Source organism: Acidovorax sp. 94 (assembly GCF_003634645.1).
GTDB classification, from domain to species: domain Bacteria; phylum Pseudomonadota; class Gammaproteobacteria; order Burkholderiales; family Burkholderiaceae_C; genus Acidovorax; species Acidovorax facilis.
Genome location: NZ_RBJA01000001.1, coordinates 3,608,967 through 3,635,563, shown reverse-complemented (window position 1 = coordinate 3,635,563; position 26,597 = coordinate 3,608,967). Strand labels below are relative to the sequence as shown.

Genomic DNA, 26,597 nt, shown 5'->3' with positions numbered 1-26,597 from the left:
CGCACTTTTAGATGCGATTGCCCTGGTATCAAGCGCTATAAGCTATTGTTTTGATAGCAATTCGATGGGGCAGCGTCACGCCCTCAACGCGGCCTTGTTCTCGATGATGCGCGAGACCAGGCCGTAGTCCACCGCCTCTTCGGCCGACAGCCAGTGGTCGCGTTCGATGTCGGCCAGCACCACCTCCAGCGGCTTGCCCGTCTGCCGGGCGATGGTGCGCGCAATGCGCTCGCGGGCTTTCACGATCTCCCGCGCCTGGATGGCAATGTCGCTGGCCGGGCCACCTGCGCCGCCGCTGGGCTGGTGGATCAAAAAGCGCGTGTTGGGCAGGCAGAACCGCCGCTCGCGCGGCGCCGCCAGGTACAGGTGCGTCGCCGCGCTGCCCACCCAGCCGGTGCCGATCATGTTCACCGGCGCGGTGATGAAGCGCACCAGGTCATGCATCGTGTCGCCCGACTCCAGGTGCCCACCGGGCGAGCTCACCAGCATGTCGATGGGCTCGGCGCTCTCGGCATCCAGCGCAATCAGCCGCCGCGCCACATCGGCGGCCAGGGTGTCGGTGATGGTGCCGAAGACCAGCAGGGTGCGGGCCTTGAAGGCCTTTTCTTCCAGGTACGACGTGCGTGGCTCGGAGCCTGGGGTGGCAGGTGGGGTGTTGGTGTCTGGCGTGTCCATGGGGGCAGGTCCTTGAAAAGAGTGACAGGACTGCCATGACGAACGAGACACGCCGGGCGTGACACCCCTCAGCCTGCGGCCACGCGCTGCCCCGGCGCGATGGTGGGCGGCGCCGCATTCAGCGTCTCGATCGCAAACCCCGCCGCCGCCTTGTAGCGCGCCATGAAGCCTTCGCGCTCTTCGCGCGGCAGCACGTCGTCGATGTGGTCGAACACCCCGCCGCAGCGTTCGTCCACCAGCCCCAGCAGGCCAAAGGGGCCGGAGCCCCGGTTGCGCAGCACCAGCGCCGAGATGTCCTTGCACAGCTGGTCGTCATAGGCACGCAGCGCCTGCGGGCCCACGCCCTGCGCAATCAGCTGTGCGCCCAGCACGCGCGCATCCACGATGGCCTGGCTGGCGCCGTTGGAGCCCACGGGGTACATCACATGCGCCGCGTCGCCCAGCAGCGCCACGCGGCCGTCCACCCAGGTGGGCACGGGGTCGCGGTCGATCATGGGGTACTCAAAAATGTCCTTGGCGCCGCGCAGCATGGCGGGCACGTCGAGCCAGCTGTAGTTCCAGCCGTCAAAGTGGTGAGCGAATTCCTCCAGCGCCACACGCCGGTTCCAGTCGCCCTGCTGCCAGCCGCCCTGGTTGTCCACCGTGATCTCGGCGATCCAGTTGATGGTGGCCAGCCCTGTGGCCGGGTCGGGCGGTGTGATGGGGTAGAACACCACACGGTGCCGCAGCGAGCCCACGCCCACAAACGAAGCGCCCGTTCGCACCGGCACCCCCGGCGTGGTGCCGCGCCACATGATGGCACCGCCCCACTGGATGGGCGGCTGCGTGGGGTGCATCTGCGCCCGCACGGCCGAGTGCAGGCCATCGGCGGCGATCAGCAGCGATCCGTCCACTTCCCGGCGTTCACCATCGCGTGTCTCGATGATCGTCGTCACACCGTCGGCATCTTGCCGGTAGCCCACCACCCGCTGTCCCAATTGCACAGCATCGTCACCCAGGCGTTCTCGCACGGCGTTGAACAGCATCATCTGCAGCTGCCCCCGGTGCACCGAATACTGCGGCCAGTGGTAGCCCGCCTCCAGCCCGCGTGGCTCGGCGTACACCTCGTTCCCGTTGCGGCCCACCAGGGCCCATTCGCGCGCCTGCAGGCCAATGGTGTCCAGCACTTCGTTGCCAAACCCCAGGTCGTGCAGCTCCCGCACAGCGTTGGGCTGCAGGTTGATGCCCACGCCCAGCGGCTGCAGCTCCGACACCGATTCAAAGACGATGCAGGGCACGCCGATCTGGTGCAGGGTCAGGGCAGTGGCCATGCCACCAATGCCACCACCGGCGATCAAGACGGGGTGGACGGAAGAGGGGGGTGAAGTGGTAGTAGGTGCGCCAGACATGCCGAGATTGTCCATGCAATGGCGGGCGGAGCTTGTCGCGGACGCCGCAGGCGAATGCGGCGCTGGTGCATGCCGGGTGCGGGGTCTTGCAGGCTGGGAGCGCCCCCTCAGCAAGCCATTCTTGTCAGGCGTAGGTATCGACGTTGTTGCCCAGTCCAGCGGGTTGATTCTTTGCGGATACGGCCTTCTGCTGCTGCGCGGCACTGGCCGCAGCGCCCTCGGCCTTCGCTGCCTGGGCCCGTTGCTGCTCTTGCTGTTGCGCGCGCTGTATTGCCGTGATCTGGGCTTGCACCATCTGAATCTGGGCCTGCAGCAACTTGGCCTTCTGTTGCTTGGCCTTGGAATCCATGTCGGAGCTGGCCAAGCCCTTGAGCTGCTCGGTCAGCTCGCGCAGCTGCTTTTGCAGCTTGGCGATGTCGCTGCTGCCACTGGAGGAAGAGACCGTGCCGGTGGTGGAGGTGGTGCTGGCAATTTGCATCCCTGGTTATCGGCAAGGCGCAGGGAAAGTTGACCGGCCGCCCCCTCGCGCTGCGGGCTGTTGAACGCCGCCAACCCATGTGACGGAGGTAGTGACAACAGCCTGCGAGCCATTGTCTGCCGATGTGCGGCCTGCGTCAGCCTGTGGCACCATGCCCCGATGCAGAACGATGAACACCTGATGGCGCTGGTGAACGCCAGCCGCAGCACCCTGCTGCGTGCCGCCACGCGCCTGCTGGGCCCGGTCGAGGCCGAGGACGCCGTGCAGGACGCCTATGTGCGTGCGCTGGAGGCCAACGCCCCGGCGCTCAATGCGGCCCAGGCGTGGCTGCTGACGGTGGTGCGCAACCTGGCCATTGATCGACTGCGTCGCCGTCAGTGGATGGCGCAGTGGGCGGCAGAGACCATCCAGGCAGCGCAAGGGGATGCCCTCGTTTCGGTCGCGCCTTCGGCAGAGGCCGATGCCGCGCTGGCGCAGCAAGCCACGCTCGCGCTGCGGCGACTGGCGGCGTGTGTGACGCCCGTGGAGGGGGCTGCGGTGCTGCTGCATGCGGTGTTCGATGCCAGCCACGCCGAGCTGGCGCAGGCTACCGGCCGGACGGAAGCGGCCAGCCGCCAGCAATTGCGCCGCGCGTTGCAACGCCTGCGGCGGGCCGAAGAGGAGGCCCGCCGTGGTGATGGGCGCGATGAATCCAAGGACGCCGACCCTGCGGTGCTGCGCCTGTACCTGCAGTCGCTGCAATCGCGGGACGCACAGGGCCTGTGGGCCCTGCTGCGCCAGCCGCCGGTCAGTGCATTGGCCATACATGGTGCGGTGCATGCCGTGCTCCCGTTGCAGCACCAAGCCCGACGCCCACGGGCCAAGGCGGGTGGTGTGGTGCAGGTAGGCGGGCAACTGGGTTTGGTGCTTACGCTGGATGGCGTGACACTGTGCGTGTTGCCCCTGGGGCCATGCGCCGAGCTGGCACACGAAGGCGTGGTGGCCTAGCCGACGCACCCGCACAACAGCAATTGCCAGCCGCCCGCTTGCACAAAAAGACGTTCGCAGCACCATGGCCTCCCAGACCACCCCCACCTTCTTTGCCACCCCGAAGGCGTTCCGCCAGTGGCTGGAGCGCCATGCAGATAGCGCGCCGGAGTTGCTGGTGGGCTTTCACAAGGTGGGTTCGGGCCGCCCCAGCATGGGCTGGTCGGAGTCGGTGGACGAAGCCCTGTGCTTTGGTTGGATCGATGGCATCCGGCGGCGCATTGACGAGCACGCGTATTCGATCCGCTTCACCCCGCGCAAGCCGTCGTCCATCTGGAGCGCTGTCAACATCGCCAAGGTGGAGCAGTTGCAGGCGGCGGGCCGCATGACGCCCGCGGGGCTCGCGGCCTTTGCCCACCGCAAGGCGCACAAGTCGGCCATCTATTCCCACGAGCAGGCGGCAGTGGTCGAGCTGCCGGCGTCGCTGCAGCGCGCCTTCCAGCGCAACAAGGCCGCGTGGCGGTTTTTTCAGGAGTCCACGCCACCCAGCTATCGCAAGAGCATGCTGCACTGGGTCACATCCGCCAAGCGCGATGCGACCCGCGAGGCACGGTTTGCGGAGTTGGTGGCCGCCTGCGCTGCGGGTGAGCGCATTGAGCTGTGGGCGAAGCGGCCTCCGCTGCGGGGCTAGCCGCCAAGCCATAGCCATCCCCACAAGCTCGACTCATCCGGTCGATTGCCGCGCTTGCCAACATGGGCTGCACGCTCAACGGCTTTGCTTGGCCGGGCGTGGCTCTATATGCTTTGTGCCGGGTGCAACCTTGCTTATGCGATGGGCGCAGCGGTTAAGGTATCAAAACCCGATCAAGAAAAATAACTTCCAAAAATTTTCGTAAGTCGTTGATTTATAAAGAGTTGTGTGCTCTTGTATGGTTCGCCTGCCCGGATAAATCAAAACCCGATCAAGAAGCTTCAAGCCCAATGCGGAACATAGCCTGCTCTGGGGTGATCCGGATCTGCCACCCGGATCAGGCCTGCGTCCAGCGCTCGATTGATCACTGCAGTCGCTTGGGCTGCGTTTTTTGTGGCAATGCCCAATCGGGCACACAGGCTGGCATTCTTCATTTTGTCACCACTGAGGAACTTCAGTACCGCATGGAAATAGCAAGCGCGCATCCGCTCGTCCTGCGTCATCTCGGCAAAACTGCGTGGCCCGTACAGCACAGCCTGTGTTGCGTCGCCCTCCGTCCGGAATAGCGGGGCCGGCAACTGAAATACCTCGCAGGCCTGTACCACCTTGTCCAGCCCGCTGCCTTGTTCTTCGCACATGCGCATGCGACGCATCAGCGAGGCCAGTGCCTCATTGCGCGAGCGTGGAGGTAGGTCGATCATGCGATCGGGCAGCACCAGTGTGGCGCCCGGGTTACTAATTTCCAATCGATCTTCGAACAGCTCGATCTGCGGGCCAGCGCCGGTAATGGTCATGTCCTGATGGATCAGCGCGTTGGCCACCAATTCCCGTACCGCGATACCGGGAAACAAGGGGCGGTCTTCCCGCAGGGCTGCACCAATGTGCTCGTTTTTGGGGAGCAGGTTGTTCACGTAGTCGATCAACCCCTCGAACCCCACTGCATAGCCCCGCTGCCCGTCAAGCCGGTGGGTCACGGGGCTCGCTCGATTCTTGCCGCTGTACGCCACAAAGCGCACCGCTTTGCGTGCCAAGCTGGCCTCGAAGTCGTTCAAACGCACTGCGAACAGGATGGCGCCAAGATGGGTAATGTTCCAGCGCTCGCCCACGTCGCGCACGATCAGGCGGTCTGCCTCCAACTTGTCGAAGATGCCTGCTCGGTTGTCCGGCAACGGCTGCCCCGTCAGGCGGAAATACTGGCTGTAGTCGAGCAGGCTCAGCACCTCGTCCCCGCTGGCGTACTGGCGAGCAATGCCTTGCTCCCATCGGTAGGGTCGCAGCCGCTCGATCAGTTGTTGATAGCGGTCGGGGTAGTCTGTAAGGCGAGGCGTTGCACTGCTGATGCGAATGTAAGCCACGGCGTTGAATGCCACCGGTGCGCCTGTAGCTGCCGGAATTTCCAGTAGCACGACGCGGCCTTGCGGATGCGCGACAGTCCGAAAGTTGAATGCAATGCTGGGTTGCAAACTGTTGGCTAGCCACAAAGATAGAGCTTGGTTGCCTACCTTCTTGGCGTCGGGCTTGAAGTCGGTGCCGATGATGGCGTGGCTCTCGTCATCTACACCCCACACCATGTAAGCCATGTCTCGTCCTTCGATGCGCGCCGAATTGGCAAGGGCCGAGCAGCGCTTGCCGATCATCTCAGGGTCGGTGTTGTTGCTCTTGAACTCCAGCCATGGCGTCTCGGCCGATTCGGCACGTAATTGGTCGATGAGGGCGCTGTCGCGAGCAGAGTTCATGGTGAGGAGTCGAAGGCGGCTTCGTGGGTAAAACGACCTTCATTTTCACCGGATGCAAGCGGACGGAAATAGCTATGGTCTGCCGGGACTTTTTGCATTCCTGCCGCAGTCGTCGTCACACCCGCCCCAAAAGCCCAAGCCCGAGCCACCCGCTGGGTTGCCGCGCTTGCCGTAAGCTCGCGGCATGCAACAAAGAAACCTTGGACCTTTCTCCGTCTCGGCCATTGGCCTGGGCTGCATGAACCTGTCGCACGCCTATGGCGCGCCGGTGTCTGCCGAGCAGGGCGAGCGCGTGCTGCTGGCTGCACTTGATGCGGGCGTGACGCTGTTCGACACCGCCACGCTCTATGGCTTTGGAGCCAACGAAAACCTGGTGGGCCGTGTGTTGAAGCAGCACCGCAGCCGCTTCACGCTGGCCAGCAAATGCGGCATGCAGGGCGTGGATGTGGCGGGTGACGGCAAGCTGGTGCGCGTGATCGACGGGCGGCCCGATACGCTGCGAAAGACCTGCGAAGACAGCCTGCGCCGCCTGCAGACCGATGTGATCGACCTGTATTACCTGCACCGCTGGGACAAGAGCGTGCCAATTGAGGAAAGCGTAGGCGCACTGGGCGAGCTGGTGCGGCGCGGGCACATTCGCACTGTGGGTCTCTCCGAGGTGTCTGCTGCCACGCTGCGCCGCGCGCATGCCGAGTTCCCGATCACGGCGGTGCAGACCGAGTATTCGCTGTGGACGCGCAACCCCGAGATTGCCGTGCTCGACGCCTGCCGAGAATTGGGCGTGGCCTTTGTGGCGTTCAGCCCGGTGGCGCGGGGTTTCTTGTGTGGCGGCTTGACCGATGTGAGCACGCTGGACGCCAAGGACATCCGCCGTGCCATGCCGCGTTTTGCACCCGAGGCGTATGCGGCCAACCTGAAGCTGCTCGATGGCTACCAGGCGATTGCACGCGATGTGGGCTGCACACCCGCCCAGCTGGCCCTGGCGTGGCTGCTGCACCAAGGCGAGCACATCATCCCCATCCCAGGAACCACGAACGTGGAGCATCTGCACGACGACCTGGGTGCCGTGAACGTGCGACTGGATGCGGCCACCATGGAGCGTCTGGGCGCGCTGATCAATGAGCGCACGGTGGTGGGCAATCGCTACAACGCCCAGAGCGCGCGCGAAGTGGATACGGAAACGTTTGAAGACCGCGCCTGAGCAGAGCGATCTTCGTTCCGTTCTATTGATATTGGCCGCCGAAACTGGCATGGCTTAAAGTCGCGGCCGCCGCGCAAGGGCCGCCCCGCCGCGCTGGCGGTGTCCCCCTTCCCGAATCGCGCCAGCGATTCGAGAGAAGGGGGAAGGCGCGCAGCGCCTTGTATCTTTGGGGCTCGGACTGGCACAGGTAGCCCGACGCGCCTCTGGGTTAATCTGATTTAAGCCCGCCCCTGAGCTTTGGGCACCTGGGCCGGACCGTCCTTTCTTGCAACCCGAACGGTTGTAGGAACTTTTAGTTCGCATAGACAAGGATGGGAGCGAAAGGACATGTCCGACTCTGTTTTTATCGGTATCGACGTCTCCAGCCAGACTCTGGAGGTGGCCAGCAGTGCCCAGGCCAAGACTTGGCAAGCGAGCAATGATGCCCATGGCATCGAGTCTTTGTGCAGCCAGTTGACCGCCTTGGGGCCTGCGCTGGTGGTGCTGGAGGCCACTGGCGGCTATGAGTTCGAGGCAGCCTGCGCGCTGCAGGCTGCGGGGCTGCCCACAGCTGTGGTCAACCCCCGCATGGCTCGCGACTTTGCCCGCGCCATGGGAGCACTGGCCAAGACCGATGCGCTGGACGCCCACATGCTCGCTGCGTTCGCGCGGGTGCTGCATCAGCATCCCGAGCGTGAGCGCTTCGTCAAGCCTCTGGCCGATGCCCAATTGCAGCAGCTGCAGGCTCTGGTACTGCGCCGCCGCCAGATTGTGCAAATGCTCACCGGTGAACGCCAGCGACTGCGTATCTCGCACGCGGCTGCGCGGCCTAGCATTGAGCGCGTGATCGAATTCCTCAAGCAGGAGCTTGGAGATAGCGACACGGAGGTGGCAGCCCATGTGCAGCACCATCACGCCCAACTGGCTCAGGCGCTTACCAGCGTGCCTGGCATTGGCGCAGCCAGCGTGGCGGTGTTGCTGGCCGAGTTGCCCGAGCTTGGCAAACTCGACCGCCGCCGCGTGGCAGCCTTGGTTGGGGTTGCTCCGCTCAATCGGGACTCCGGGCAAATGCGCGGTCAGCGCTCCATCTGGGGAGGTCGTGCCCAAGTGCGTCGCACGCTCTACATGGCCACGCTCACGGCGGTTCGCTACAACCCCGTGCTCAAGCCGTACTACGAGCATTTGCTGGCCGCAGGCAAGCGCAAGAAGGTCGCCTTGGTGGCTTGCATGCGCAAGCTGCTGACGATGCTCAACGCCATCGCCAAGCACGGCTGCACTTGGAATCCAAATCATCATTGCGCTTGACTTCCAAGACGGTTGCTCAGGGGGGTGTTCTCTACCTGCCGCGCAGGTTGCCCTTGTCATCGGCGATCACGATCTCCACGCGGCGATTCATCGCACGGCCTTCGGGCGACGCGTTGTCGGCCACGGGGTGGGCCTTGCCGTAGCCGCGTGCGGTGATGCGGCTGGTGTCCACACCGCGCTGCACCAGCGCGTCGCGCACGGCTTGGGCGCGTCGGTCTGACAGGTCCTGGTTGTAGCTGTCGCTACCCACGCTGTCGGTGTAGCCCTCGATCAGCAGTTTGCGGTCCGGGAACTGTTTGAGGAAGTTGGCCAGCTTGTCCAGGCGCGGGCCGGCCTGGGCGGAGAGCTCGGCCTTGTTGAAGGCAAACAGCACATCGCCCAGAGTGACCAGCAGGCCGCGTTCGGTTTGTTGGGCTTCGAGTTCGCGCAGTTGTGCTTCGAGGGCGCGCACACGGTCTTGTGCGGCGTTGGCCTGGGCCATGGCGGCCGTGGCCTGGGCCTGCTGTTGGGCCGCACGTTGCTCTGCGCTCATCGCCTGTTGTTGGGCTTGCTGGGCGCGCAGGCGGGCTGCGTCAGCCTCTTGGGTGCGGGCCTGCAGGCGGATGCGGTCGGCTTCGCTGCCCGCTTGCTGGATGTTGGCATCGAGCTGGCGCGCGCGGGCCGCGTTGGTGGCGATCTCGGCGCGTTGGCGGGCGATGTATGCCAAGTGGTTGGTCTCGGACGTGTCGCGGTCATCGGCCCACACGCGGTCGGCCTTGGCCAGTGCGTCGGTGGCTTGCTTCAGTTCGAGCTGCGCGTACTGGTTGACGGCCGGGTCTCCTGCAGCGGTGCTCACTGCGGTACGGGCCTCTTCCAGCGCGGGCGATGGGGTGGTGCTGGCGCAGGCGGCCAACAGGCCTACGGCAATCAGGCTGGTGCACAGGGCGGTGGTTCGGTGAAAAAAGCGATGCATGGTCAGGTGTTCCTTGAAATGGGGGGGAGGTCAATCGCGGGGCCTCAACGGTGTTGGGCGTGAGTCGAAGCCAGGTTGGGCGCTAGGGCTCCAACGTCTGGCGCTGGCCTAGCGCGGCGATCGGCGGTTGATTTCTTCTTGCAGCGCTCGGATGCCGTCTTGCACTTGCGTCAGGTTGGCGGCATTGCTGGCGGCGTCGGCGCGGGTTTCGGCCACGCGGGCATCTACCTCGGCCTCAGCGGCCAGGCGGCGCGCGGCCACATAGTCCTTTTCAGCCATGGCTTTTTCGGCCTGCATGAGCTTCTCGCGCGCTTGTTGCAACTGCACGGGGGCGCTGGTGGCCACAGCCGGGGCAGCCGCAACGCGGTTCACGGTGGTGCGGCTCACGGCCATTTGCTCGGTGGGTGCGGGGGTGGAGGAACAGGCGGCCAGTGCGCCCAGTGCGAGTGCCGCTGTGGCGGTGCGGATCAGTGCGGATGAATGCATGGTGTGGTGGACTCCTGTGGAGGTTGTGGGATGTGCCGCACCGAGGTTTCGGGCGGGCAGCCAGCGGTGTTCTGGTGTTGATGCATTGTTGGGGGCCGCGCATTACCGGGGCGTAGGCCCTGCCTCTGTATTGCTGTGGGGCATGTCTTACGAACACTTGCAAACGGGGGCAGACCAGCGGCGCTTTGGCCGTTGCCTGATCAACTGCGGAACTCTGACTTCCACGGGGTCTCGATCAAGGACGTTGCGCAGCTCAGCGCTCCATTGCGGGGCTGAAGCGCCCTGCATGGCCGAGGTCACGGGTCGACCCCGTGTATCAGTCCCGCCCCCGCGCGCCCCATCCCGTCACTGCACCACGAAGAGGAGAGTCCCCGCATGCAGCCATCCACCTTTATGACCTGGGTCCAGGAGACCACCTTTGCCGGCGTGCCGTTGTGGAGCCTGTGCGTGGCCCTGGCAGCCACCACGGCCACCTATGCAGCCATCCTTGTGGTGCTGCACCTGCTGACCCGCCGCGCCAAGGTGTGGGCCACGCAGTCGCACAGCGGCATGGCGCTGACCATGGTGGATGTGCTGGAAGGCACCAGCCGCACACTGATGCTGGTGGTGGCTCTGCTCGTGGGCGCGAGCCTGCTGGACCTGCCCGGCCGCTGGGAGAGTCGCCTGAGCCAGCTGTGGTTTGTGGCCGTGGCGCTGCAGATGGGCCTGTGGGGCATGCGTGCCATTGGCATTGGCGTGCGCCGCTATGTGGAGCGGCACTCGTCCAGTGGCATGACGCAGGTCAGTGCCTCGGCCACGCTGATGTCCTGGGGGCTGCGCACGCTGTTGTGGAGCGTGGTGCTGCTGGCCATCTTGTCGAATGTGGGCGTGAACATCACGGCCTTCATCGCCAGCCTGGGCGTGGGCGGCATTGCGGTGGCGCTGGCGGTGCAAAACATCTTGGGAGACCTGTTTGCCTCGCTCGCCATCGCGGTGGACAAGCCGTTTGAGGTGGGCGACTTCATCGTGGTGGGCAATGTGTCGGGCACGGTGCAGGTGATTGGTCTCAAGACCACACGCATCCGCAGCTTGCAGGGCGAGCAGATCGTGATGTCCAACACCGACCTGCTCAAGCAGACCATCAGCAACTTTCGCATGCTGGAGCGGCGGCGCATCGTGTTCACGTTTGGCGTGGCCTATGACACCACCCCCGAGCAGGCTGAGGCCATTCCGGGTGTGGTGCGCAAGCTCATCGAAGCCCAGCCGCAGCTGCGTTTTGACCGCGCGCATTTCAAGGCGTTTGGCGCCAGTTCGCTCGACTACGAGGTGGTCTATATCGTCGAAGACCCAGCCTTCAACGTGTACATGGACCTGCAGCAGTCCATCAACCTCGGGCTGCTGCGCGAGTTCAAGGCCATGGGGGTGGAGTTTGCTTTCCCCACCCGCACGGTGCACATTGCCAGTGCTCCAGGGCCGGTGCCGGGGCCCGCGCCGTTGGCTATGGCGGCCTCAGCAGCGGCAGCTCTTGGGGGTGGTGACCGTTGAATGCCAGGTGGTCCGTACCTGCTATGCGCGGAGGGCGGGCAAAAAAAAGCCGGTGGCCTTTGCAGGCGACCGGCTTGAACAGGGTAGTTGCTACTAGCGCTTCTTCATCTTCAAAGGGAAAACTTTTCAAGACCCGCGCAAACAGGGAGGCGTCCGCCGTTGCGTTCTAAGACCAAGCATGGCGCCTGATCCCCTTTTGCGCAAGTCGTACTTACTTGGATACCACGCGCACCATTTCCAGGCACTTGTTCGAGTAGCCCCATTCGTTGTCGTACCAGCTCACGACCTTCACGAAGGTGCCGTCCAGGGCAATGCCAGCGTCGGCATCGAAGATCGAGGTGCGGGTGTCGCCACGGAAGTCGGTGGCCACCACCTTGTCTTCGGTGTAGCCCAGAACGCCCTTCAGGGCGCCTTCGGACTGGGCCTTCATCTCGGCCTTGATTTCATCGTAGGTGGCAGCCTTGTCCAGTTCAACCGTCAGGTCCACCACCGACACGTCGGAGGTGGGCACGCGGAAAGACATGCCGGTCAGCTTCTTGTTCAGCGCAGGGATCACCACGCCCACGGCCTTGGCAGCGCCAGTGCTGGAGGGAATGATGTTTTCCAGAATGCCGCGGCCGCCGCGCCAGTCCTTGTTCGAAGGGCCGTCCACGGTTTTTTGCGTGGCGGTGGCAGCGTGCACGGTGGTCATCAGGCCGCGCTTGATGCCCCACTTGTCGTTCAGCACCTTGGCCACGGGAGCCAGGCAGTTGGTGGTGCACGATGCGTTGGAGATGATGGCCTGGCCCGCGTAGGTGTCGTGGTTCACGCCGAACACGAACATGGGGGTGTCGTCCTTGGAGGGGGCCGACAGGATGACCTTCTTGGCACCAGCGTCCAGGTGCTTCTGCGCGGTGACCTTGTCCAGGAACAGGCCGGTGGATTCGATCACCACGTCGGCGCCGACTTCGTTCCACTTCAGGTTGGCGGGGTCGCGCTCTTGCGTCAGGCGGATCTTCTTGCCGTTGACGACCAGGGTGTTGCCCTCGACCGAGACTTCGCCCTTGAAGCGGCCATGCACCGAGTCGTACTGCAGCATGTACGCGAGGTACTCGGGCTCCAGCAGGTCGTTGATGCCCACGACTTCGATGTCGCTGAAGTTCTGGATGGCCGAGCGCAGCACGTTGCGGCCGATGCGGCCGAAGCCGTTGATACCAATCTTGATCGTCATAGGGAGCCTCTTCAAAGTTGCAAAGTCGAAATCGGGAATCTGCCGCCGCGCGCCCGCTGGCAGCGGTGCGCAGCGGGCAAAGGGCGTTTTAACGGGCCTTCTTGGCGGGCTTCAGGCGGGCCGCGCCGATGGCCACCAGCACTGCGTCGGCCACGTTCTCTTCGGTGAAGCCGAAGTGCTTGAACAGCACCGGCGCGGGGGCCGATTCACCGTAGGTGTCGATGCCCACCACGGCGGCGCAGCCGTATTTCCACCAGCCGTCGGTCACGCCCATTTCCACGGCCACGCGGGGCACGCCGGCGGGCAGCACGCTGCTCTTGTACTTGGCGTCTTCGCGGTCGAAGGTGGTCGTGCTGGGCATGGAGACCACGCGCACGCCGATCTTCTTGTCGGCCAGCAGGCGCTGGGCCTTCAGGGCCAGCTGCACTTCGGAGCCGGTGGCAATGATCACGGCCACGGGCTTCTTCTTGATGCCCACGTCGGAGGGTTCTGACAGCACATAGGCGCCGCGCGAGATGTCGCCCAGGTCGCGCTTGGGAGCGTAGGGCAGGTTCTGGCGCGACAGGGCCAGAACGGTGGGCTTGTTGCGGTTGGACAGTGCCACACTCCAGGCCACGGCGGTTTCGGCCGTGTCACCGGGGCGCCAGACGTCGAGGTTCGGAATCAGGCGCAGGCTGGCCACGTGCTCGATGGACTGGTGCGTGGGGCCGTCTTCACCGAGACCAATGGAGTCGTGCGTGAACACGTGGATCACGCGCTGCTTCATCAGCGCGGCCATGCGGATGGCGTTGCGGCTGTAGTCGCTGAACGTGAGGAAGGTGCCGCCGTAGGGGATGAAGCCACCGTGCAACGCCACGCCGTTCATGATGGCGGCCATGCCGAATTCGCGCACACCGTAGTTGATGTGGCGGCCACCGACCTTGTCGCCATTCGCGGCTTCGGTCTTGACCACGTTGCCCTGCATGTCAAAGCGCAGGTTGGGCGTGCTCTTGGTGTTGGTGAGGTTGGAGCCGGTCAGGTCGGCGCTGCCACCCAGCAGTTCGGGCAGGGCTGCGGTGAAGGCTTCCAGCGCCAGCTGGCTGGCCTTGCGGCTGGCCACGGTTTCGCCCTTGGTGTGGGCGGCCACCACGGTGTCCACGGCCACCTGGGCAAAGTTGGCGGGCAGGTCGCCGTTCATGCGGCGCGTCAGCTCGGCAGCCAGCTCGGGGAAGGCGGCGGTGTAGGCGGCAAAACGCTCGTTCCAGGCGGCCTCAAAAGCTTGGCCGTTGGCCTTGCAGTCCCAGCTGGCGTACACGTCTTCGGGGATCACGAAGGGTTCGCTGGCCCAGCCCAGGGCTTCGCGGGTCAGCGCGATTTCTTCGGCGCCGAGCGGTTCGCCGTGGGCCTTGGCGGTGTTGGCGCGGTTGGGGCTGCCCTTGCCGATGTGCGTCTTGCACACGATCAGGGTGGGGCGCTCGGTCTGCTTCTTGGCTTCTTCGATGGCTGCGGCCACCTTGTCAGCATCGTGGCCGTCGATGGGGCCGATCACGTTCCAGCCGCTGGCCACAAAACGCAGGGGGGTGTTGTCGGCAAACCAGGGAGCGACCTGGCCGTCGATGCTGATGCCGTTGTCGTCGTACAGGGCGATCAGCTTGTTGAGTTTCCAGGCGCCTGCCAGAGACACGGCTTCGTGGCTGATACCTTCCATCAGGCAGCCGTCGCCCAGGAAGGCGTAGGTGTGGTGGTCCACCACGGCATGGCCTTCGCGGTTGAACTCGGCGGCCAGCAGCTTTTCGGCCAGCGCAAAGCCCACGGCATTGGTGATGCCCTGGCCCAGGGGGCCGGTGGTGGTCTCGACGCCAGCGGTGTAGCCCACTTCGGGGTGGCCGGGCGTCTTGCTGTGCAGTTGGCGGAAGTTCTTCAGCTCGCCAATCGGCAGGTCGTAGCCCGTGAGGTGCAGCAGCGCGTACAGCAGCATCGAGCCGTGGCCGTTGGACAGCACAAACCGGTCGCGGTCAAACCACTGGGGGTTGGTAGGGTTGTGCTTGAGGTGGCGGCTCCACAGCGCCACGGCCATGTCGGCCATGCCCATGGGGGCGCCGGGGTGGCCGGAGTTGGCTTGTTGAACGGCGTCCATGGCCAATGCGCGGATCGCATTTGCCATCTGTTGGGATTGCTGGGTGTTGGCCATGGGGGGAGGGTTCAGGGTGGGTGATTCGGGGGAAACCCGGCATTTTACCGGGGCGGCTTTCGCCCACCTGAATTCGCAGGCTGCAAGCCGGAAGCCCGGTGGCAATGCACTACAGTGCGAGCCATGCAAGGACTGCACCTCACCGCCGATCTCCATGGCTGCCGCTGTGCCCCTGCCTGGCTGCTGGACGCCGCCGCCCTGGGCCGCGCCTGTACCGATGCGGTGCACGCCGCCGGGCTGCAGCCCGTGGGGCAGTTATTTCATGAATTTCCGGCCACGGCGCATGGCCCTGGAGGGGTGACCGCTACTGTTTTGCTAGCAGAATCCCACCTGTGCATGCACACCTGGCCCGAGCAGCGCGCGGTGACGCTGGATGTGTATGTGTGCAACTTTGGCGCCGACCATTCGGGCAAGGCGCGGGCGCTGATGGACGCGCTGCTGGCCCTGTTCGACCCCACCACGGTGGAACGCCATGCGCTGCAACGGGGTGCTGTGAACGAGGTGGCAGCATGAGTTCTAGTGCCGCCTCCCATCACCAGGTACCCGCGTTGCTGCTGGCCGCCGGCCGTGGCGAGCGCATGCGCCCGTTGACCGACACCACCCCCAAGCCTCTGCTGCCGGTGCAGGGCCAGCCGCTGCTGCAGTGGCACTTGGCGGCGCTGCAGGAGGCGGGTGTGGAACAGGTGGTGATCAACACCGCGTGGCTGGGGGCGCAGATCAGCGACCATTTTCTAGGTGTTTTTGGCCTCCAGCGCTTGATGGACAAGCGTAAGCAGCTATCAATTTTATACTCGCACGAAGGCGTGGACTTTGGCGGTGCGCTGGAAACCGCCGGTGGCATCGCGCGCGCGCTGCCCCAGCTGGGCCCCGTGTTCTGGCTGGCGGCAGGTGATGTGTTTGCCCCCGACTTCGTGTTCGACAGCGCCGCCGTGGCGGCCTTTGAAGCCAGCCACCACCTGGCCCACCTGTGGCTGGTGCCCAACCCCACCCACAACCCGCGTGGCGACTTTGGCCTGTCGGCCGACGGCCTGGCGCTGAACCTGCCCGCCGACGACCCCGCACCGCGTTACACCTACAGCACCATCGCCCTGCTGCGCGCCGAGCTGTTTGCAGCGCCGTGGTGCGACATTCCGCCCGGAAACCCCAGCGGCATCAAAGCCCCGCTGGCGCCGCTGCTGCGCCGTGCAATGGACAATGGCCGCGTCAGTGCGCAGCTCTACACCGGCCGCTGGACCGATGTGGGCACGCCAGAGCGGCTGGCCGAACTCAACTCCTTTTCTTCCAACGCGCCATGAACACCACCGTGCCTGCCTCTGTCTACGCCCAGCGCCGCGCGCACCTGGCTGCCCAGCTGGGCCCCGGGGGTATCGCCATCATTCCTACGGCGCTGGAGCGTCCGCGCAATCGGGACAGCGACTTTCTGTTCCGCCACGACAGCTACTTCTACTACCTGACCGGCTTCACCGAGCCGGGCGCCTGCCTGGTGCTGGCCCACGACGGCCGCAGCACGCTGTTTTGCCAGCCCAAGGACCTGGAGCGCGAGATCTGGGATGGCTACCGCCTCGGCCCGGCCGCCGCGCCCGCTGCGTTGGGAGTGGACGCGGCACATTCGATGGCCGAGCTGGACGGCAAGCTGCCGCGCCTGCTCGAAAACACGGCCTGCGTCTGGTACCCGTTTGCCACGCACAGCGGCTTGGCGGCGCGGGTGGAGGGCTGGCTCAACGTGGTGCGCGGCCGTGTGCGCTATGGCGCCATCTGCCCCGCAGAACAGAACGACCTGTGCACGCTGCTCGACGAGATGCGCCTGTTCAAGGACGCGCATGAGCAGGACATCATGCGTCGCGCAAGCAGCATCAGCGCGCAGGCCCACATCCGCGCCATGCAGCGCTCGGCCCGCATGCTGCGCGCCGGGGAGGATGTGCGCGAATACCACCTCGATGCCGAGCTGCTGCACGCGTTCCGAGACGCAGGCTCGCAGTACCCGGCCTACAGTTCCATCGTGGCGGCGGGCGCGAACGCCTGCGTGCTGCACTACCGCGCCGATGCGGCCCCGGTGCGCGATGGCGAGCTGGTGCTGATCGACGCGGGCTGCGAGCTGGACAGCTACGCCAGCGACATCACCCGCACCTTCCCCGCCAACGGCACATTTACAGGCCCCCAGCGTGCGCTGTACGACCTGGTGCTGGCCAGCCAGGAAGCGGCCGTGGCTGCCACCAAGGCGGGTGCCCGCTTCAACGACCCGCACGACGCAACGGTGGCTGTGCTGGCGCAGGGCATGCTGGACCTGGGCTTGCTTGACAAGAACAAGGTGGGGTCGGCGCAGGACGTGATCGACAAGCGCGCGTACTTCCAGTTCTACATGCACCGCACCAGCCACTGGCTGGGCATGGATGTGCACGACTGCGGCAGCTACGTGGAGCCCGGCGAAGTCGGCCAGGTGAGCGAGCGCAAGGACCCGCTCTCGGGCGAGACCATCACCAACCGCCCCAGCCGTGTGCTGCGCCCGGGCATGGTTCTGACCATCGAGCCCGGCATCTATGTGCGCCCCGCCGATGGCGTGCCTGAGCAGTTCCACAACATCGGCATCCGCATTGAAGACGATGCCATCGTCACGGACACGGGCTGCGAGCTGATCACGCGTGGCGTGCCCGTGAAGGCCGACGAGATCGAAGCGCTGATGCGCGCCTGAGCGTGGGCAAACCCATGGCCGTGGACAACGCTGTGTTGGCGGAATCGGCGGGTGCCCCGGGGCAACCCGCGAAGTGGCGACTGGGCGGTGCGCTGTGGTTGTTGGGCATGCCTGGCGTGGTGGCGGTGGTGTGGGCGCTGCTGCCACCGTTGAAGGCCAACGAGGCGCTGCTGCCGTTGCCGCTCTGGGCGGTGGTGCTGCTCAGCGGGCTGCAGACGGCCGTGCTGTTGGCGCTGGCTGTGGCGGTGGGCGTGTGGCTCGCGCCCCGCGTGGGCCTGCGGGCGCCCGTGGTGTCTTCCTGGCTGGTCGGCCAGCCCATCGGCCCCGCGCTGCGTGTCCAGTCCCTGCCTGGCATCGTGGGCGGTGTGGTGGGTGCCGCGTGGTTGTGGGTGCTGTCCCAGGTGGCGCCCGCAGCGCTCCAGCCGTCGGACCCTGCCAGCGCCATGCCGCTGGTGGTCAAGCTGCTGTATGGCGGCATCACCGAAGAGCTGCTGGTGCGCTGGGGCGTGATGACCTTGCTGATGTGGCTGGGCTGGCGCGTGGTGCAGGGCGGACAGGGCCAGCCGGGCAAGGGGCTGGTGGCTGGCGCGGTGCTGCTCAGTGCGCTGCTGTTTGCGCTGGGGCATCTGCCTGCCGCGCAGGCGCTGGCGGGCGCATTGACGGTGCCCGTCGTGGTGTTTGTGCTGGTGGGCAACACGGCCTTTGGCCTGGTGGCAGGCTGGCTCTACGCGCGCCACGGGCTGGAGGCGGCGATCCTGGCGCATGTGCTGGCGCATCTGTTGTCATCCCCGTTGCTCTGATGGGGCTTTTGGACTGCAGGGCGGATGCAAGGGGTAACTCGCCTGTAACCGCTTCGTGTGAGAATTGAAACTCGATTACATCCACCAGACAAACGAGAGAAAGAGACAAACCCATGCCTACCCGCCGCGCCACCAAGATTGTTGCCACCCTGGGCCCCGCCTCCAGCGACCCGGCACTGCTGGAGGCCATGATCCGAGCGGGGGTGAACGTGGTGCGGCTGAACTTCAGCCACGGCAAGGCGCAGGACCATATCGACCGCGCCGCCACCGTGCGTGCCGCTGCCCAGCGCGCGGGCCGCGAGGTGGCCATCATGGCCGACCTGCAGGGCCCCAAGATCCGCGTGGGCAAGTTTGCCGAGGGCAAGGTGCAGCTGGAGTCGGGCGCCAAGTTTGTGCTGGATGCATCGCGCACCGAACTGGGCGACATCGAAGGCGTGGGGCTCGACTACAAGGAGCTGCCACGCGACGTGAAGGCGGGCGACCTGCTGCTGCTCAATGACGGGCTGATCGTGCTCACGGTGGATGCGGTGCGCGGCGAGGAAGTGCACACCACCGTCAAGGTGGGCGGCGAGCTGTCCAACAACAAGGGCATCAACAAGAAGGGCGGGGGCCTCACGGCACCGGCCCTCACGGCCAAGGACATGGAAGACATCCGCACGGCGATGAGCTTCCAGGCCGACTACGTGGCCGTGAGCTTTCCGAAGAACGCGACCGACATGGAAATGGCGCGCCAGCTGTGCAATGTGGCCGCGTCCGAGTACCGCCACAAGCCGGGCCTGATCGCCAAGATCGAGCGGGCCGAGGCCATCCCGCACCTCGAAGCCATCCTGCGCGTGAGCGACGGGATCATGGTGGCGCGCGGCGACCTGGCGGTGGAAGTGGGCAACGCGGCCGTGCCCGCGCTGCAAAAGAAGATGATCCGCATGGCGCGCGAGCTGGACAAGGTCGTCATCACCGCCACGCAGATGATGGAAAGCATGATCACCAACCCCGTGCCCACGCGCGCCGAGGTGAGTGACGTGGCCAACGCCGTGCTGGACGGCACCGACGCCGTGATGCTGAGCGCCGAGACGGCCGCAGGCCGCTACCCGCTCGAAACCGTGGAAGAAATGGCCACCATCTGCGCAGCGGCCGAGGCGGCGGAAGACCATCACCTGGACGCGGACTTCACCGGCCAGACCTTTGGCCGCATCGACCAGTCCATTGCCATGGGCGCACTGTTCACCGCCCACCACCTGGGCGCCAAGGCCATCGTGGCCATGACCGACAGCGGTGCCACGGCGCTGTGGATGAGCCGCCACAGCATCCGCATCCCCATCTATGCGCTCACGCCCAAGGTGACCACGCAGCGCAAGATGGCCATGTACCGCAACGTGCGCCCCCTGCTCATGGACACCAGTGCTGACCGCGATACGGCCCTTGAGCAGGCCGAGCGCCACCTCAAGAACCGCAACATCGTGCAAAAGGGCGATGTCTATGCCATCACCTGCGGCGAACCCATGGGTGCGCCGGGCGGGACCAATATGCTGAAGATCTGCGTGGCGAGCTGAATAGCCAGGTTCTGAGTCGTTAGCTGGCCGCGTGTGGCGGGTCGTTGGCGAGAGACAACGCCGCCAGGCGTGGGCGCAGTGCCAACGCTCCCAGGTCGCACAGCCAGCCCATCGTCCAGCAGAGCCAGCCCGTCCACAGCGTGTGGCTCATGAAGTGCGCGCCCCGCACCTGTTGGGCTCCACCCAGCACCAAGCCTGCCAGCACCGCCGCAGCCAGCCACCAGCGCGCGGCAGCCGGTGCCTTGTGGCGCAGCGCGAAGTAGCCCCCCACGAAGGCAAAACCCGCCGAGGCATGGCCCGCCGGAAAGCACCGCCCACCGCCGCCATCGACCACGCCCAGCGCCCAGTGGGAGGCATACCGCGCCACACCGCCGAACTCCGCCAGGTCCCAGGGGCAGCTGGTGGTGCTGAGGTTCTTGCCCACGCTCACGGCCGCCAGCGCCAGCAAGGCACTGATGGCCATCTGCAGGCGCTCACCCATATCCAGACGCCGCAGCACCCCCCAGGGCCACCACACGCCCAGCGCCAGCAGCAGCACCAGCAGCCATCCCAGGCGGCGGGCCCCTTCGTGGAGCACCTGCACGAAGAACCATTGTTCTCGCAGTGGGAACCCGTTGGCCGAGCCAAACGCGCGGGCCAGGGGGATGTCTTGCCCGCCAGCGTCCCACGCCACTATGGCGATCAGGATGCCCAGGGTCCACAGGAGCAAGGTACGGTGGTCGTGGGCGAAGCGGCGGGGCGAGGAAGGCGTGGGCAGCATTCCACCGACCATAGGGCGCGCCACTTAACGCCGCCTTAATGACCCTGCGCAGGTGGCCGCGCCCGGCGACAATCGCTGCATGCGAATACTCGTTGTCGAAGACGATGCCGGCATTGCCGCAGGCCTGCGCACGAACCTGCAGCAACGTGGCTATGCGGTGGATGTGTGTGATGGCGTGGCCAGTGCCTGGGGGGCGTTGCGCGCGGAGCGCTTTGATGCCGTGCTGCTCGATCTGGGGCTGGCCGATGGTGATGGCGGCGATCTGCTGCGGCGGTTGCGCCTGAGCCCGGCGCCGGGGGGGACGGCTTCTGCGCAGGTTTTGCCCGATCCCTCCACCCCTGTGCTCATCGTGACCGCCCGTGACCAGGTTCACCAGCGCATTGCGGGGCTGGACCAGGGGGCGGATGACTACCTGGCCAAGCCTTTTGACATGGACGAGCTGGATGCGCGCTTGCGCGCCCTGCTGCGCCGGGCCGCCGGGCGCGCCTCGCCCACCATCCGCTATGGCGATATCGAGATGGACCCTGCGGCGCGCACGGTGCACCAGGGCGGCAAGCTGGTGGAGATGTCGCCCCGGGAGTTTTCGGTGCTGCTGGTGTTGCTGGAGGCGCGGGGGCGGGTGCTCTCGCGCCAGCAGATCGAAGAGCGCCTGTACAGCTGGGATGCTGCCATCGAGAGCAATGCGGTGGAGGTCCACATTCACCACCTGCGGCGCAAGCTGGGCAGCGCATGTATCCAGACCATGCGCGGTGTGGGCTACTTCATGCCCCAGGAGGCGGCCGCATGAGCGCTGCTGCCGCAACGCCCGGGGGGAGTGCGCGCAGGCCGTCGCTGACCCGGCAGCTGCTGCTGTGGTCCCTGGGCGCGCTGGTGCTGGTGTGGGGCAGCTTTGTGTTCATGGGCTACCAGACGGGGGTGCACGAGGCGGATGAACTGACCGACGGGCACCTGGCCAGCGTGGCCGCCCTGTTGCTGAACCTGCGTGCGAACGAGGCTGCCGAGGGGCCCCAGGTCACCCAGCGGGTCGCCACACCCTGGCTCAAATCGCACGACTACCAGCAATCGCTCAGCGTCGTCCAGTGGGATGCGCAGGGGCGTCTGCTCCATCACAGCGGTACGGCGCCCGTTCCTGCTTTCAGCGCCGCCGAGGGGTTCGCCAACATGGCGCTGGGGGCGAAGGGTGTGGTGTGGCGCAGTTTTTCCCAGTGGGACGCGGCACGCACGCACAAGATCATGGTGCTGCTGGAGCTGCGCGAGCGTGACGAGCTGGCCCAGGACATTGCCGAGCAGATGATCGAGCCTGGCCTGTGGTTGCTGCCCGTGGTGTCCCTGGCCCTCGGGCTTGCGCTGTGGCGCGGTCTGCGCCCGCTGTATGCCCTGTCGGCCGACGTGGCGGCGCTCGACCCCGCCAGCACCCAGCGCCTGGCGTCACGCCATGCCTGGAACGAGTTCGAGTCCGTGGTCGCATCGATCAACACCCTGTTGGACCGCCAGCAGGCGGCGATGGTGCGCGAGCGCCGGCTGGCCAATGAAGTCGCGCACGAATTACGCACGCCCCTGTCCTCCATTGCGCTGCAGGCTAGTGCTTTGGGCGGCGAACTGGATGCGGCCGCCCGGGCGCAGGCCATCGCCCGCATTGGCCAGGATGCCCTGCGTGCAGGGCATGTGCTCAACCAGCTGCTGGCCCTGGCGCGCGCGAGCCGGGCCGAACTGCATGAGGCCAAGGCGCCGGTGGATCTGTGCGCGGTGGCGCGCCAGGTGTGTGCCGACTATGCCCAGGCGGCCTGGCAGCGGGGCAACGACATCGCACTGTCGGCGCCACCGGCGCTGTGGGTGTCTGGGCATGCGCTGCTGCTGGACATCGCGGCACGCAATCTGGTGGAGAACGCGCTCAAACACACACCAGACGGCACGCACATCGCCGTTCAGGTAGGTGCCTCTGACGGGGCGGGTGCATGGCTGCAGGTGTGCGACGACGGCGCGCGGCGCCAGGGCGATGCATCTGCCGCTCCGGGGCCGAGAAACCCCTCGGACAGCCTGCATCTGGGCCACGAGATCCTGCGGCGGGTCGCAGACATTCATGGTGGCTATTTCGGGCCAGCGCCTGCCGCCCCGCCCTTTACCACCTGTTTTCGGTTGGATTTGCCCCCTTCGGCGGTCACGCCCCCCGGTTAAAATTGCGAGTTACCAAGCGGTTACCACCGCCAAGCCCGGCTTACAGCGCCTTCCCCAACCCTCAACGGACCCTACGACCATGCCCCTCGTTTCGATGCGCGAACTGCTCGACCATGCCGCTGCCAACAGCTATGGCATCCCTGCCTTCAACGTCAACAACCTGGAGCAGGTCCAGGCCGTCATGGCCGCCGCCGACGAAGTGGGCGCCCCGGTCATCCTGCAGGCCAGCGCCGGTGCCCGCAAATATGCGGGTGAGCCCTTCATCAAGCACCTCATCCAGGCAGCGGTCGAGGCCTTCCCGCACATTCCGCTCGTCATGCACCAGGACCACGGCACTTCGCCCAAGGTCTGCCAGGGCGCCATCGACCTGGGCTTTGGCTCGGTGATGATGGACGGCTCGCTGATGGAAGACGGCAAGACGCCTTCCTCCTTCGAGTACAACGTGGAAGTGACCCGCAAGGTGGTGGACATGGCGCACAAGGTGGGCGTCACGGTCGAAGGCGAACTGGGCTGCCTGGGCAACCTGGAAACCGGCGAAGCCGGTGAAGAAGACGGAATTGGCGCTGAAGGCAAGCTCGACCACAGCCAGATGCTGACCGACCCTGAAGAAGCCGCCGTGTTCGTCAAGGCCACGCAACTGGACGCCCTGGCCATTGCCATCGGCACCAGCCACGGCGCCTACAAGTTCAGCCGCAAGCCCACGGGCGACATCCTGGCCATCAGCCGCGTCAAGGAAATCCACCAGCGCATCCCCAACACCCACCTGGTAATGCACGGTTCCTCGTCGGTGCCCGCCGAGTTGCTGGCCATCATCAACCAGTACGGCGGCAAGATGAAGGAAACGTACGGCGTGCCAGTCGAGGAAATCCAGGAAGCCATCAAGCACGGCGTGCGCAAGATCAACATCGACACCGACATCCGCCTGGCCATGACCGGCGCGGTGCGCAAGTTCCTGGCTGAGAACCCCGACAAGTTCGACGCCCGCGAATGGCTCAAGCCTGCCCGCGAAGCTGCCAAGCAGGTCTGCAAGCAGCGTTACCTGGAGTTCGGCTGCGAAGGCCAGGGCAGCAAGATCAAGGGCCTGAGCCTCCAGGTTGTGGCCGCCCAGTACGCTGCGGGTACGCTGGCCCAAGTGGTGAACTGATCGTTGGCATGAGGCCCTGCGGGGCCGCTGCCCAGCCTGGCTGCGTTGTGCTGCCAGGCTTTTTTTTGCCTGTCTGCATGCAGTGACTGGGGAGTTCCCTCTACAGCAGACAAAGGTGACAGCGACAAGATCTTCTTCATGTAAGCTCGCGGTCAGCTTGCCCACCGGCAGCGCCGCAAGAAGTGTCCGATACCAGGGCGCTTTCAACACATTTCTCACCAGCTACACCGAGCTGGTTGTTGCATGGCAGAAGCCGTCGATGGACGGACTCGGGTGCCGTGGGATGATTGAAGGCGAATTCGTATGAACCTTTCTCTATGACTCTGACAATTTCAAAGTTCCGGCGGCTGTTGCCTCTCTTGCCTGTGTTGGCTGTGACGGTGTTCACGGTGGCGTGCGCGCCCCTGACCGTTCCTCCCAAGTCCGAATATCCCGTGGGTCGCGCCCGTCTGGTGTTGCCGCCGGGGGCGTGGCAGGACCTGGGAACCTCCGAAGAAGCCACATCCAGCCCCGCAGGCCGTACCCCGCTCCAGACGCGTGCGGTGGCGCTGCGGGGTGCACAAGGCGAATGGCTGGCTGCGGTGCGCGTGCAGACCAACCGCACAGGCGATCTGCGCGGGTCTCCGCAAGGGGTGGGGTACTGCCCGCCGCAACAGGACGTCGTGGTCAAAGATCCCGCGGATGGCAGTCCCGTGCGCGCCGACTGCCTGCGCTTCAAGCTTTGGGCGAGCAGCCCCAAGTGGCTTGAAAAGAACCGACCCGATCTGGGCCAATGGATGGCCAGCCGCCAGATCGCGCTGAGCACCCCCTATGCGCATGTGAGCTACCGCTACGTCACCGAAGCGGGTGTCTGGGTGGCGGTGGATGCCCTGGTGGACCAGCGGCTGATCAGCGTCCGGCCGCGCAACAACGAAGAGTTCCTGCTCGCAGGTCTGCCCTTCCAGCAGTGGGCCTATGACCTGGCCCAGGCTGCGCGCCTGAGCGCCGGCATGGTGGACGGCCACCTGGCCATTCCGCCTTTCCCGTTCCCCACGCCCACATCCAGGCCCTAGCTCGCCAGTTTTTCCCTGCCTGGCGGCCTTGCATAACGATTACGAAACTCGAGGAGACCTCTAATGCAGACAACCCCCGTCCCGCAGCCGCAGCGTATCGGCGTGCCCAGGGAGACCTTCCCCGGTGAAAAGCGCGTGGCCACCGTGCCCGATGTGGTGGAAAAGCTGATCAAGCTGGGCTTCGCGGTCACGGTGGAGTCGGGGGCTGGGGATGGCGCCAAATTCAGCGATGACGCCTACCGCGCCGCCGGGGCCCAGATCGTGGGCGACGCTGCCGCGCTGTGGGCTGCATCCGATATCGTCTTCAAGGTGCGCCCGCCCAGCAGCGACGAAGTGGCGCTGATGCGCGAGGGTTCGACGCTCATCGATTTCATCTGGCCCGCCCAGAACCCGGAACTGATGCAGCAGTTGGCCGCGAAGAAGGCCACGGTGCTCGCCATCGACTGCCTGCCACGTACGCTCTCCCGCGCGCAGAAGATGGACGCACTCACCTCCACCGCAGGCGTCAGCGGCTACCGCGCCGTCATCGAGGCGGCCAACGCCTTTGGCCGCTTCTTCAACGGCCAGATCACGGCGGCGGGCAAGGTGCCGCCCGCCAAGGTGTTCATTGCAGGCGCTGGCGTGGCGGGTCTTGCGGCCATTGGCACGGCGGCCAACCTGGGCGCCATCGTGCGCGCCAACGACACACGTGCCGAGGTGGCCGACCAGGTCAAGTCGCTGGGCGGTGAGTTCGTCAAGGTGGACTATGAGGAAGAAGGCTCGGGCGGCGGCGGTTACGCCAAGGTCATGAGTGAGGGCTTCCAGGCCGCGCAGCGCAAGATGTACGCGGAGCAAGCTAAGGACGCGGACATCATCATCACCACCGCGCTGATCCCCGGCAAGCCCGCGCCCAAGCTCATCACGGCCGAGATGGTGCAGAGCATGAAGCCCGGCAGCGTGATCGTGGACATGGCCGCCGAGCAAGGCGGCAACTGTGAGCTGACGGTGCCCGGCCAGGCCGTGGTGCGCCATGGTGTGACCATCGTCGGCTACACCGACCTGGCCTCGCGCCTGGCCAAGCAGTCGTCCACCCTGTATTCCACCAACCTGCTGCGACTGACAGAAGAGCTGTGCAAGGCCAAGGACGGCGTGGCCGTGGTCAACATGGAGGATGACGCGATCCGGGGCCTTACCGTGGTCAAGGATGGTGCCATCACCTGGCCTGCGCCACCGCTCAAGCAGGCCCCTGCACCGGCACCCAAGGCTGCGGCGGCACCCGTGGCCGCCAAGAAATCCAGCCATGGCCCCGGTGCACCCATGTCCGCCAAGACGCTGACCATTGTTTTTGCTGTGCTGGCCGTGCTGTTCTGGGCCATCGGTGCCTATGCGCCTGTGGCCTTCCTGGGGCACTTCACGGTGTTCGTGCTGGCCTGTTTCATCGGCTACATGGTGGTGTGGAACGTCACGCCCGCGCTGCACACGCCGCTGATGAGCGTGACCAACGCCATCTCCAGCATCATCGCCATCGGCGCGCTGGTGCAGATTGCGCCGCCCGATGCGGGCATCAATGGGCGCCCTGATGGGCTCATCCTGTGGCTTGCCTTTGCCGCCCTGGTGCTCACGGCCGTCAACATGTTCGGTGGCTTTGCGGTCACGCGCCGCATGCTCGCCATGTTCCGCAAGTAAT

The 26,597-nt window shown here is 65.7% G+C and carries 24 protein-coding genes; 15 read left to right on the top strand and 9 right to left on the bottom strand.

Annotated elements, in window-relative coordinates:
* Positions 1–75: 75 nt before the first annotated feature.
* The 3 genes from C8C94_RS16765 to C8C94_RS16755 all read right to left on the bottom strand — a co-directional run bounded on the left by C8C94_RS16765 (position 76) and on the right by C8C94_RS16755 (position 2,541).
* Positions 76–675 (bottom strand): ATP-dependent Clp protease proteolytic subunit, encoded by a 600-nt coding sequence (locus C8C94_RS16765; protein ID WP_121421506.1) that lies wholly within the window; start codon positions 673–675, stop codon positions 76–78.
* Between the two features lie 68 nt (positions 676–743).
* Positions 744–2,063 (bottom strand): flavin-dependent oxidoreductase, encoded by a 1,320-nt coding sequence (locus C8C94_RS16760; protein ID WP_121422921.1) that lies wholly within the window; start codon positions 2,061–2,063, stop codon positions 744–746.
* A 124-nt stretch (positions 2,064–2,187) separates the two neighbouring features.
* The gene (locus C8C94_RS16755; protein ID WP_121421505.1) at positions 2,188–2,541 is read right to left on the bottom strand and encodes a FlxA-like family protein; all 354 of its coding nucleotides are present in this window, start codon (positions 2,539–2,541) and stop codon (positions 2,188–2,190) included.
* 159 nt (positions 2,542–2,700) lie between these two features.
* Between C8C94_RS16755 and C8C94_RS16750 the strand changes: the two genes are divergently transcribed.
* Complete coding sequence (locus C8C94_RS16750; RefSeq protein WP_121421504.1) at positions 2,701–3,528, top strand: sigma-70 family RNA polymerase sigma factor; 828 nt, start codon at positions 2,701–2,703, stop codon at positions 3,526–3,528.
* Between the two features lie 64 nt (positions 3,529–3,592).
* Entirely contained in the window at positions 3,593–4,198 is a 606-nt protein-coding gene (locus tag C8C94_RS16745; RefSeq protein WP_121421503.1) for a YdeI family protein, read from the top strand.
* 281 nt (positions 4,199–4,479) lie between these two features.
* Here C8C94_RS16745 and C8C94_RS16740 read toward each other — a convergent pair whose 3' ends face one another.
* Positions 4,480–5,934: an ATP-binding protein gene (locus tag C8C94_RS16740; RefSeq protein ID WP_121421502.1), complete on the bottom strand. Its 1,455-nt coding sequence runs from the start codon at positions 5,932–5,934 to the stop codon at positions 4,480–4,482.
* A gap of 184 nt (positions 5,935–6,118) precedes the next feature.
* On the opposite strand from C8C94_RS16740, the gene C8C94_RS16735 reads away from it, so the two are divergent.
* Both C8C94_RS16735 and C8C94_RS16730 read left to right on the top strand, forming a co-directional pair.
* Entirely contained in the window at positions 6,119–7,135 is a 1,017-nt protein-coding gene (locus tag C8C94_RS16735; RefSeq protein WP_121421501.1) for an aldo/keto reductase, read from the top strand.
* Positions 7,136–7,462: 327 nt separating this feature from the next.
* Positions 7,463–8,419 carry a transposase gene (locus C8C94_RS16730; protein WP_121421500.1) on the top strand — a complete coding sequence of 319 codons (957 nt, stop codon included), beginning with the start codon at positions 7,463–7,465 and terminating at the stop codon, positions 8,417–8,419.
* A gap of 31 nt (positions 8,420–8,450) precedes the next feature.
* Here C8C94_RS16730 and C8C94_RS16725 read toward each other — a convergent pair whose 3' ends face one another.
* A complete protein-coding gene (locus tag C8C94_RS16725) occupies positions 8,451–9,371 on the bottom strand; it encodes an OmpA family protein (RefSeq protein WP_055398498.1) in 921 nt (306 codons plus the stop codon).
* Positions 9,372–9,479: 108 nt separating this feature from the next.
* Complete coding sequence (locus C8C94_RS16720; protein WP_055398468.1) at positions 9,480–9,857, bottom strand: DUF4398 domain-containing protein; 378 nt, start codon at positions 9,855–9,857, stop codon at positions 9,480–9,482.
* A gap of 375 nt (positions 9,858–10,232) precedes the next feature.
* On the opposite strand from C8C94_RS16720, the gene C8C94_RS16715 reads away from it, so the two are divergent.
* Positions 10,233–11,381, top strand: coding sequence for a mechanosensitive ion channel family protein (locus C8C94_RS16715; protein WP_121421499.1), 1,149 nt, complete (start codon positions 10,233–10,235; stop codon positions 11,379–11,381).
* Between the two features lie 211 nt (positions 11,382–11,592).
* Here the strand turns inward: C8C94_RS16715 and gap are convergent, their stop codons facing one another.
* Positions 11,593–12,591 (bottom strand): type I glyceraldehyde-3-phosphate dehydrogenase, encoded by a 999-nt coding sequence (gene gap / locus C8C94_RS16710; protein ID WP_121421498.1) that lies wholly within the window; start codon positions 12,589–12,591, stop codon positions 11,593–11,595.
* Between the two features lie 88 nt (positions 12,592–12,679).
* A complete protein-coding gene (tkt, locus tag C8C94_RS16705; RefSeq protein ID WP_121421497.1) occupies positions 12,680–14,761 on the bottom strand; it encodes a transketolase in 2,082 nt (693 codons plus the stop codon).
* 123 nt (positions 14,762–14,884) lie between these two features.
* On the opposite strand from tkt, the gene C8C94_RS16700 reads away from it, so the two are divergent.
* The 5 genes from C8C94_RS16700 to pyk all read left to right on the top strand — a co-directional run bounded on the left by C8C94_RS16700 (position 14,885) and on the right by pyk (position 19,800).
* Positions 14,885–15,274, top strand: a complete 390-nt coding sequence (locus C8C94_RS16700) for an S-adenosylmethionine decarboxylase family protein (protein ID WP_121421496.1) — start codon at positions 14,885–14,887, stop codon at positions 15,272–15,274.
* Positions 15,271–16,056, top strand: coding sequence for a nucleotidyltransferase family protein (locus tag C8C94_RS16695; RefSeq protein ID WP_121421495.1), 786 nt, complete (start codon positions 15,271–15,273; stop codon positions 16,054–16,056). The genes C8C94_RS16700 and C8C94_RS16695 overlap by 4 nt, the downstream gene beginning before the upstream one ends.
* Positions 16,053–17,450, top strand: a complete 1,398-nt coding sequence (locus tag C8C94_RS16690; protein WP_121421494.1) for an aminopeptidase P N-terminal domain-containing protein — start codon at positions 16,053–16,055, stop codon at positions 17,448–17,450. Before C8C94_RS16695 ends, C8C94_RS16690 begins: the two co-directional genes overlap by 4 nt.
* Before the next feature lie 14 nt (positions 17,451–17,464).
* A complete protein-coding gene (locus C8C94_RS16685) occupies positions 17,465–18,250 on the top strand; it encodes a CPBP family intramembrane glutamic endopeptidase (RefSeq protein WP_121422920.1) in 786 nt (261 codons plus the stop codon).
* A gap of 113 nt (positions 18,251–18,363) precedes the next feature.
* Entirely contained in the window at positions 18,364–19,800 is a 1,437-nt protein-coding gene (gene pyk / locus C8C94_RS16680) for a pyruvate kinase (protein ID WP_055398460.1), read from the top strand.
* A gap of 19 nt (positions 19,801–19,819) precedes the next feature.
* On the opposite strand, the gene C8C94_RS16675 is transcribed toward pyk, so the two are convergent.
* Complete coding sequence (locus C8C94_RS16675) at positions 19,820–20,560, bottom strand: phosphatase PAP2 family protein (RefSeq protein ID WP_233573494.1); 741 nt, start codon at positions 20,558–20,560, stop codon at positions 19,820–19,822.
* 79 nt (positions 20,561–20,639) lie between these two features.
* On the opposite strand from C8C94_RS16675, the gene C8C94_RS16670 reads away from it, so the two are divergent.
* From C8C94_RS16670 to C8C94_RS16650, 5 genes are all read left to right on the top strand, one after another.
* Complete coding sequence (locus tag C8C94_RS16670; RefSeq protein WP_121422919.1) at positions 20,640–21,347, top strand: response regulator transcription factor; 708 nt, start codon at positions 20,640–20,642, stop codon at positions 21,345–21,347.
* On the top strand, positions 21,344–22,735 hold the full coding sequence (locus tag C8C94_RS16665; protein ID WP_121421492.1) for a histidine kinase dimerization/phospho-acceptor domain-containing protein: 1,392 nt from the start codon (positions 21,344–21,346) through the stop codon (positions 22,733–22,735). The genes C8C94_RS16670 and C8C94_RS16665 overlap by 4 nt, the downstream gene beginning before the upstream one ends.
* A 79-nt stretch (positions 22,736–22,814) precedes the next feature.
* Positions 22,815–23,879: a class II fructose-bisphosphate aldolase gene (fba, locus tag C8C94_RS16660; RefSeq protein ID WP_055398457.1), complete on the top strand. Its 1,065-nt coding sequence runs from the start codon at positions 22,815–22,817 to the stop codon at positions 23,877–23,879.
* Positions 23,880–24,196: 317 nt separating this feature from the next.
* Complete coding sequence (locus C8C94_RS16655; protein ID WP_121421491.1) at positions 24,197–24,931, top strand: hypothetical protein; 735 nt, start codon at positions 24,197–24,199, stop codon at positions 24,929–24,931.
* Positions 24,932–24,994: 63 nt separating this feature from the next.
* On the top strand, positions 24,995–26,596 hold the full coding sequence (locus tag C8C94_RS16650; protein ID WP_121421490.1) for a Re/Si-specific NAD(P)(+) transhydrogenase subunit alpha: 1,602 nt from the start codon (positions 24,995–24,997) through the stop codon (positions 26,594–26,596).
* The last annotated feature ends 1 nt before the right edge of the window (position 26,597 follow it).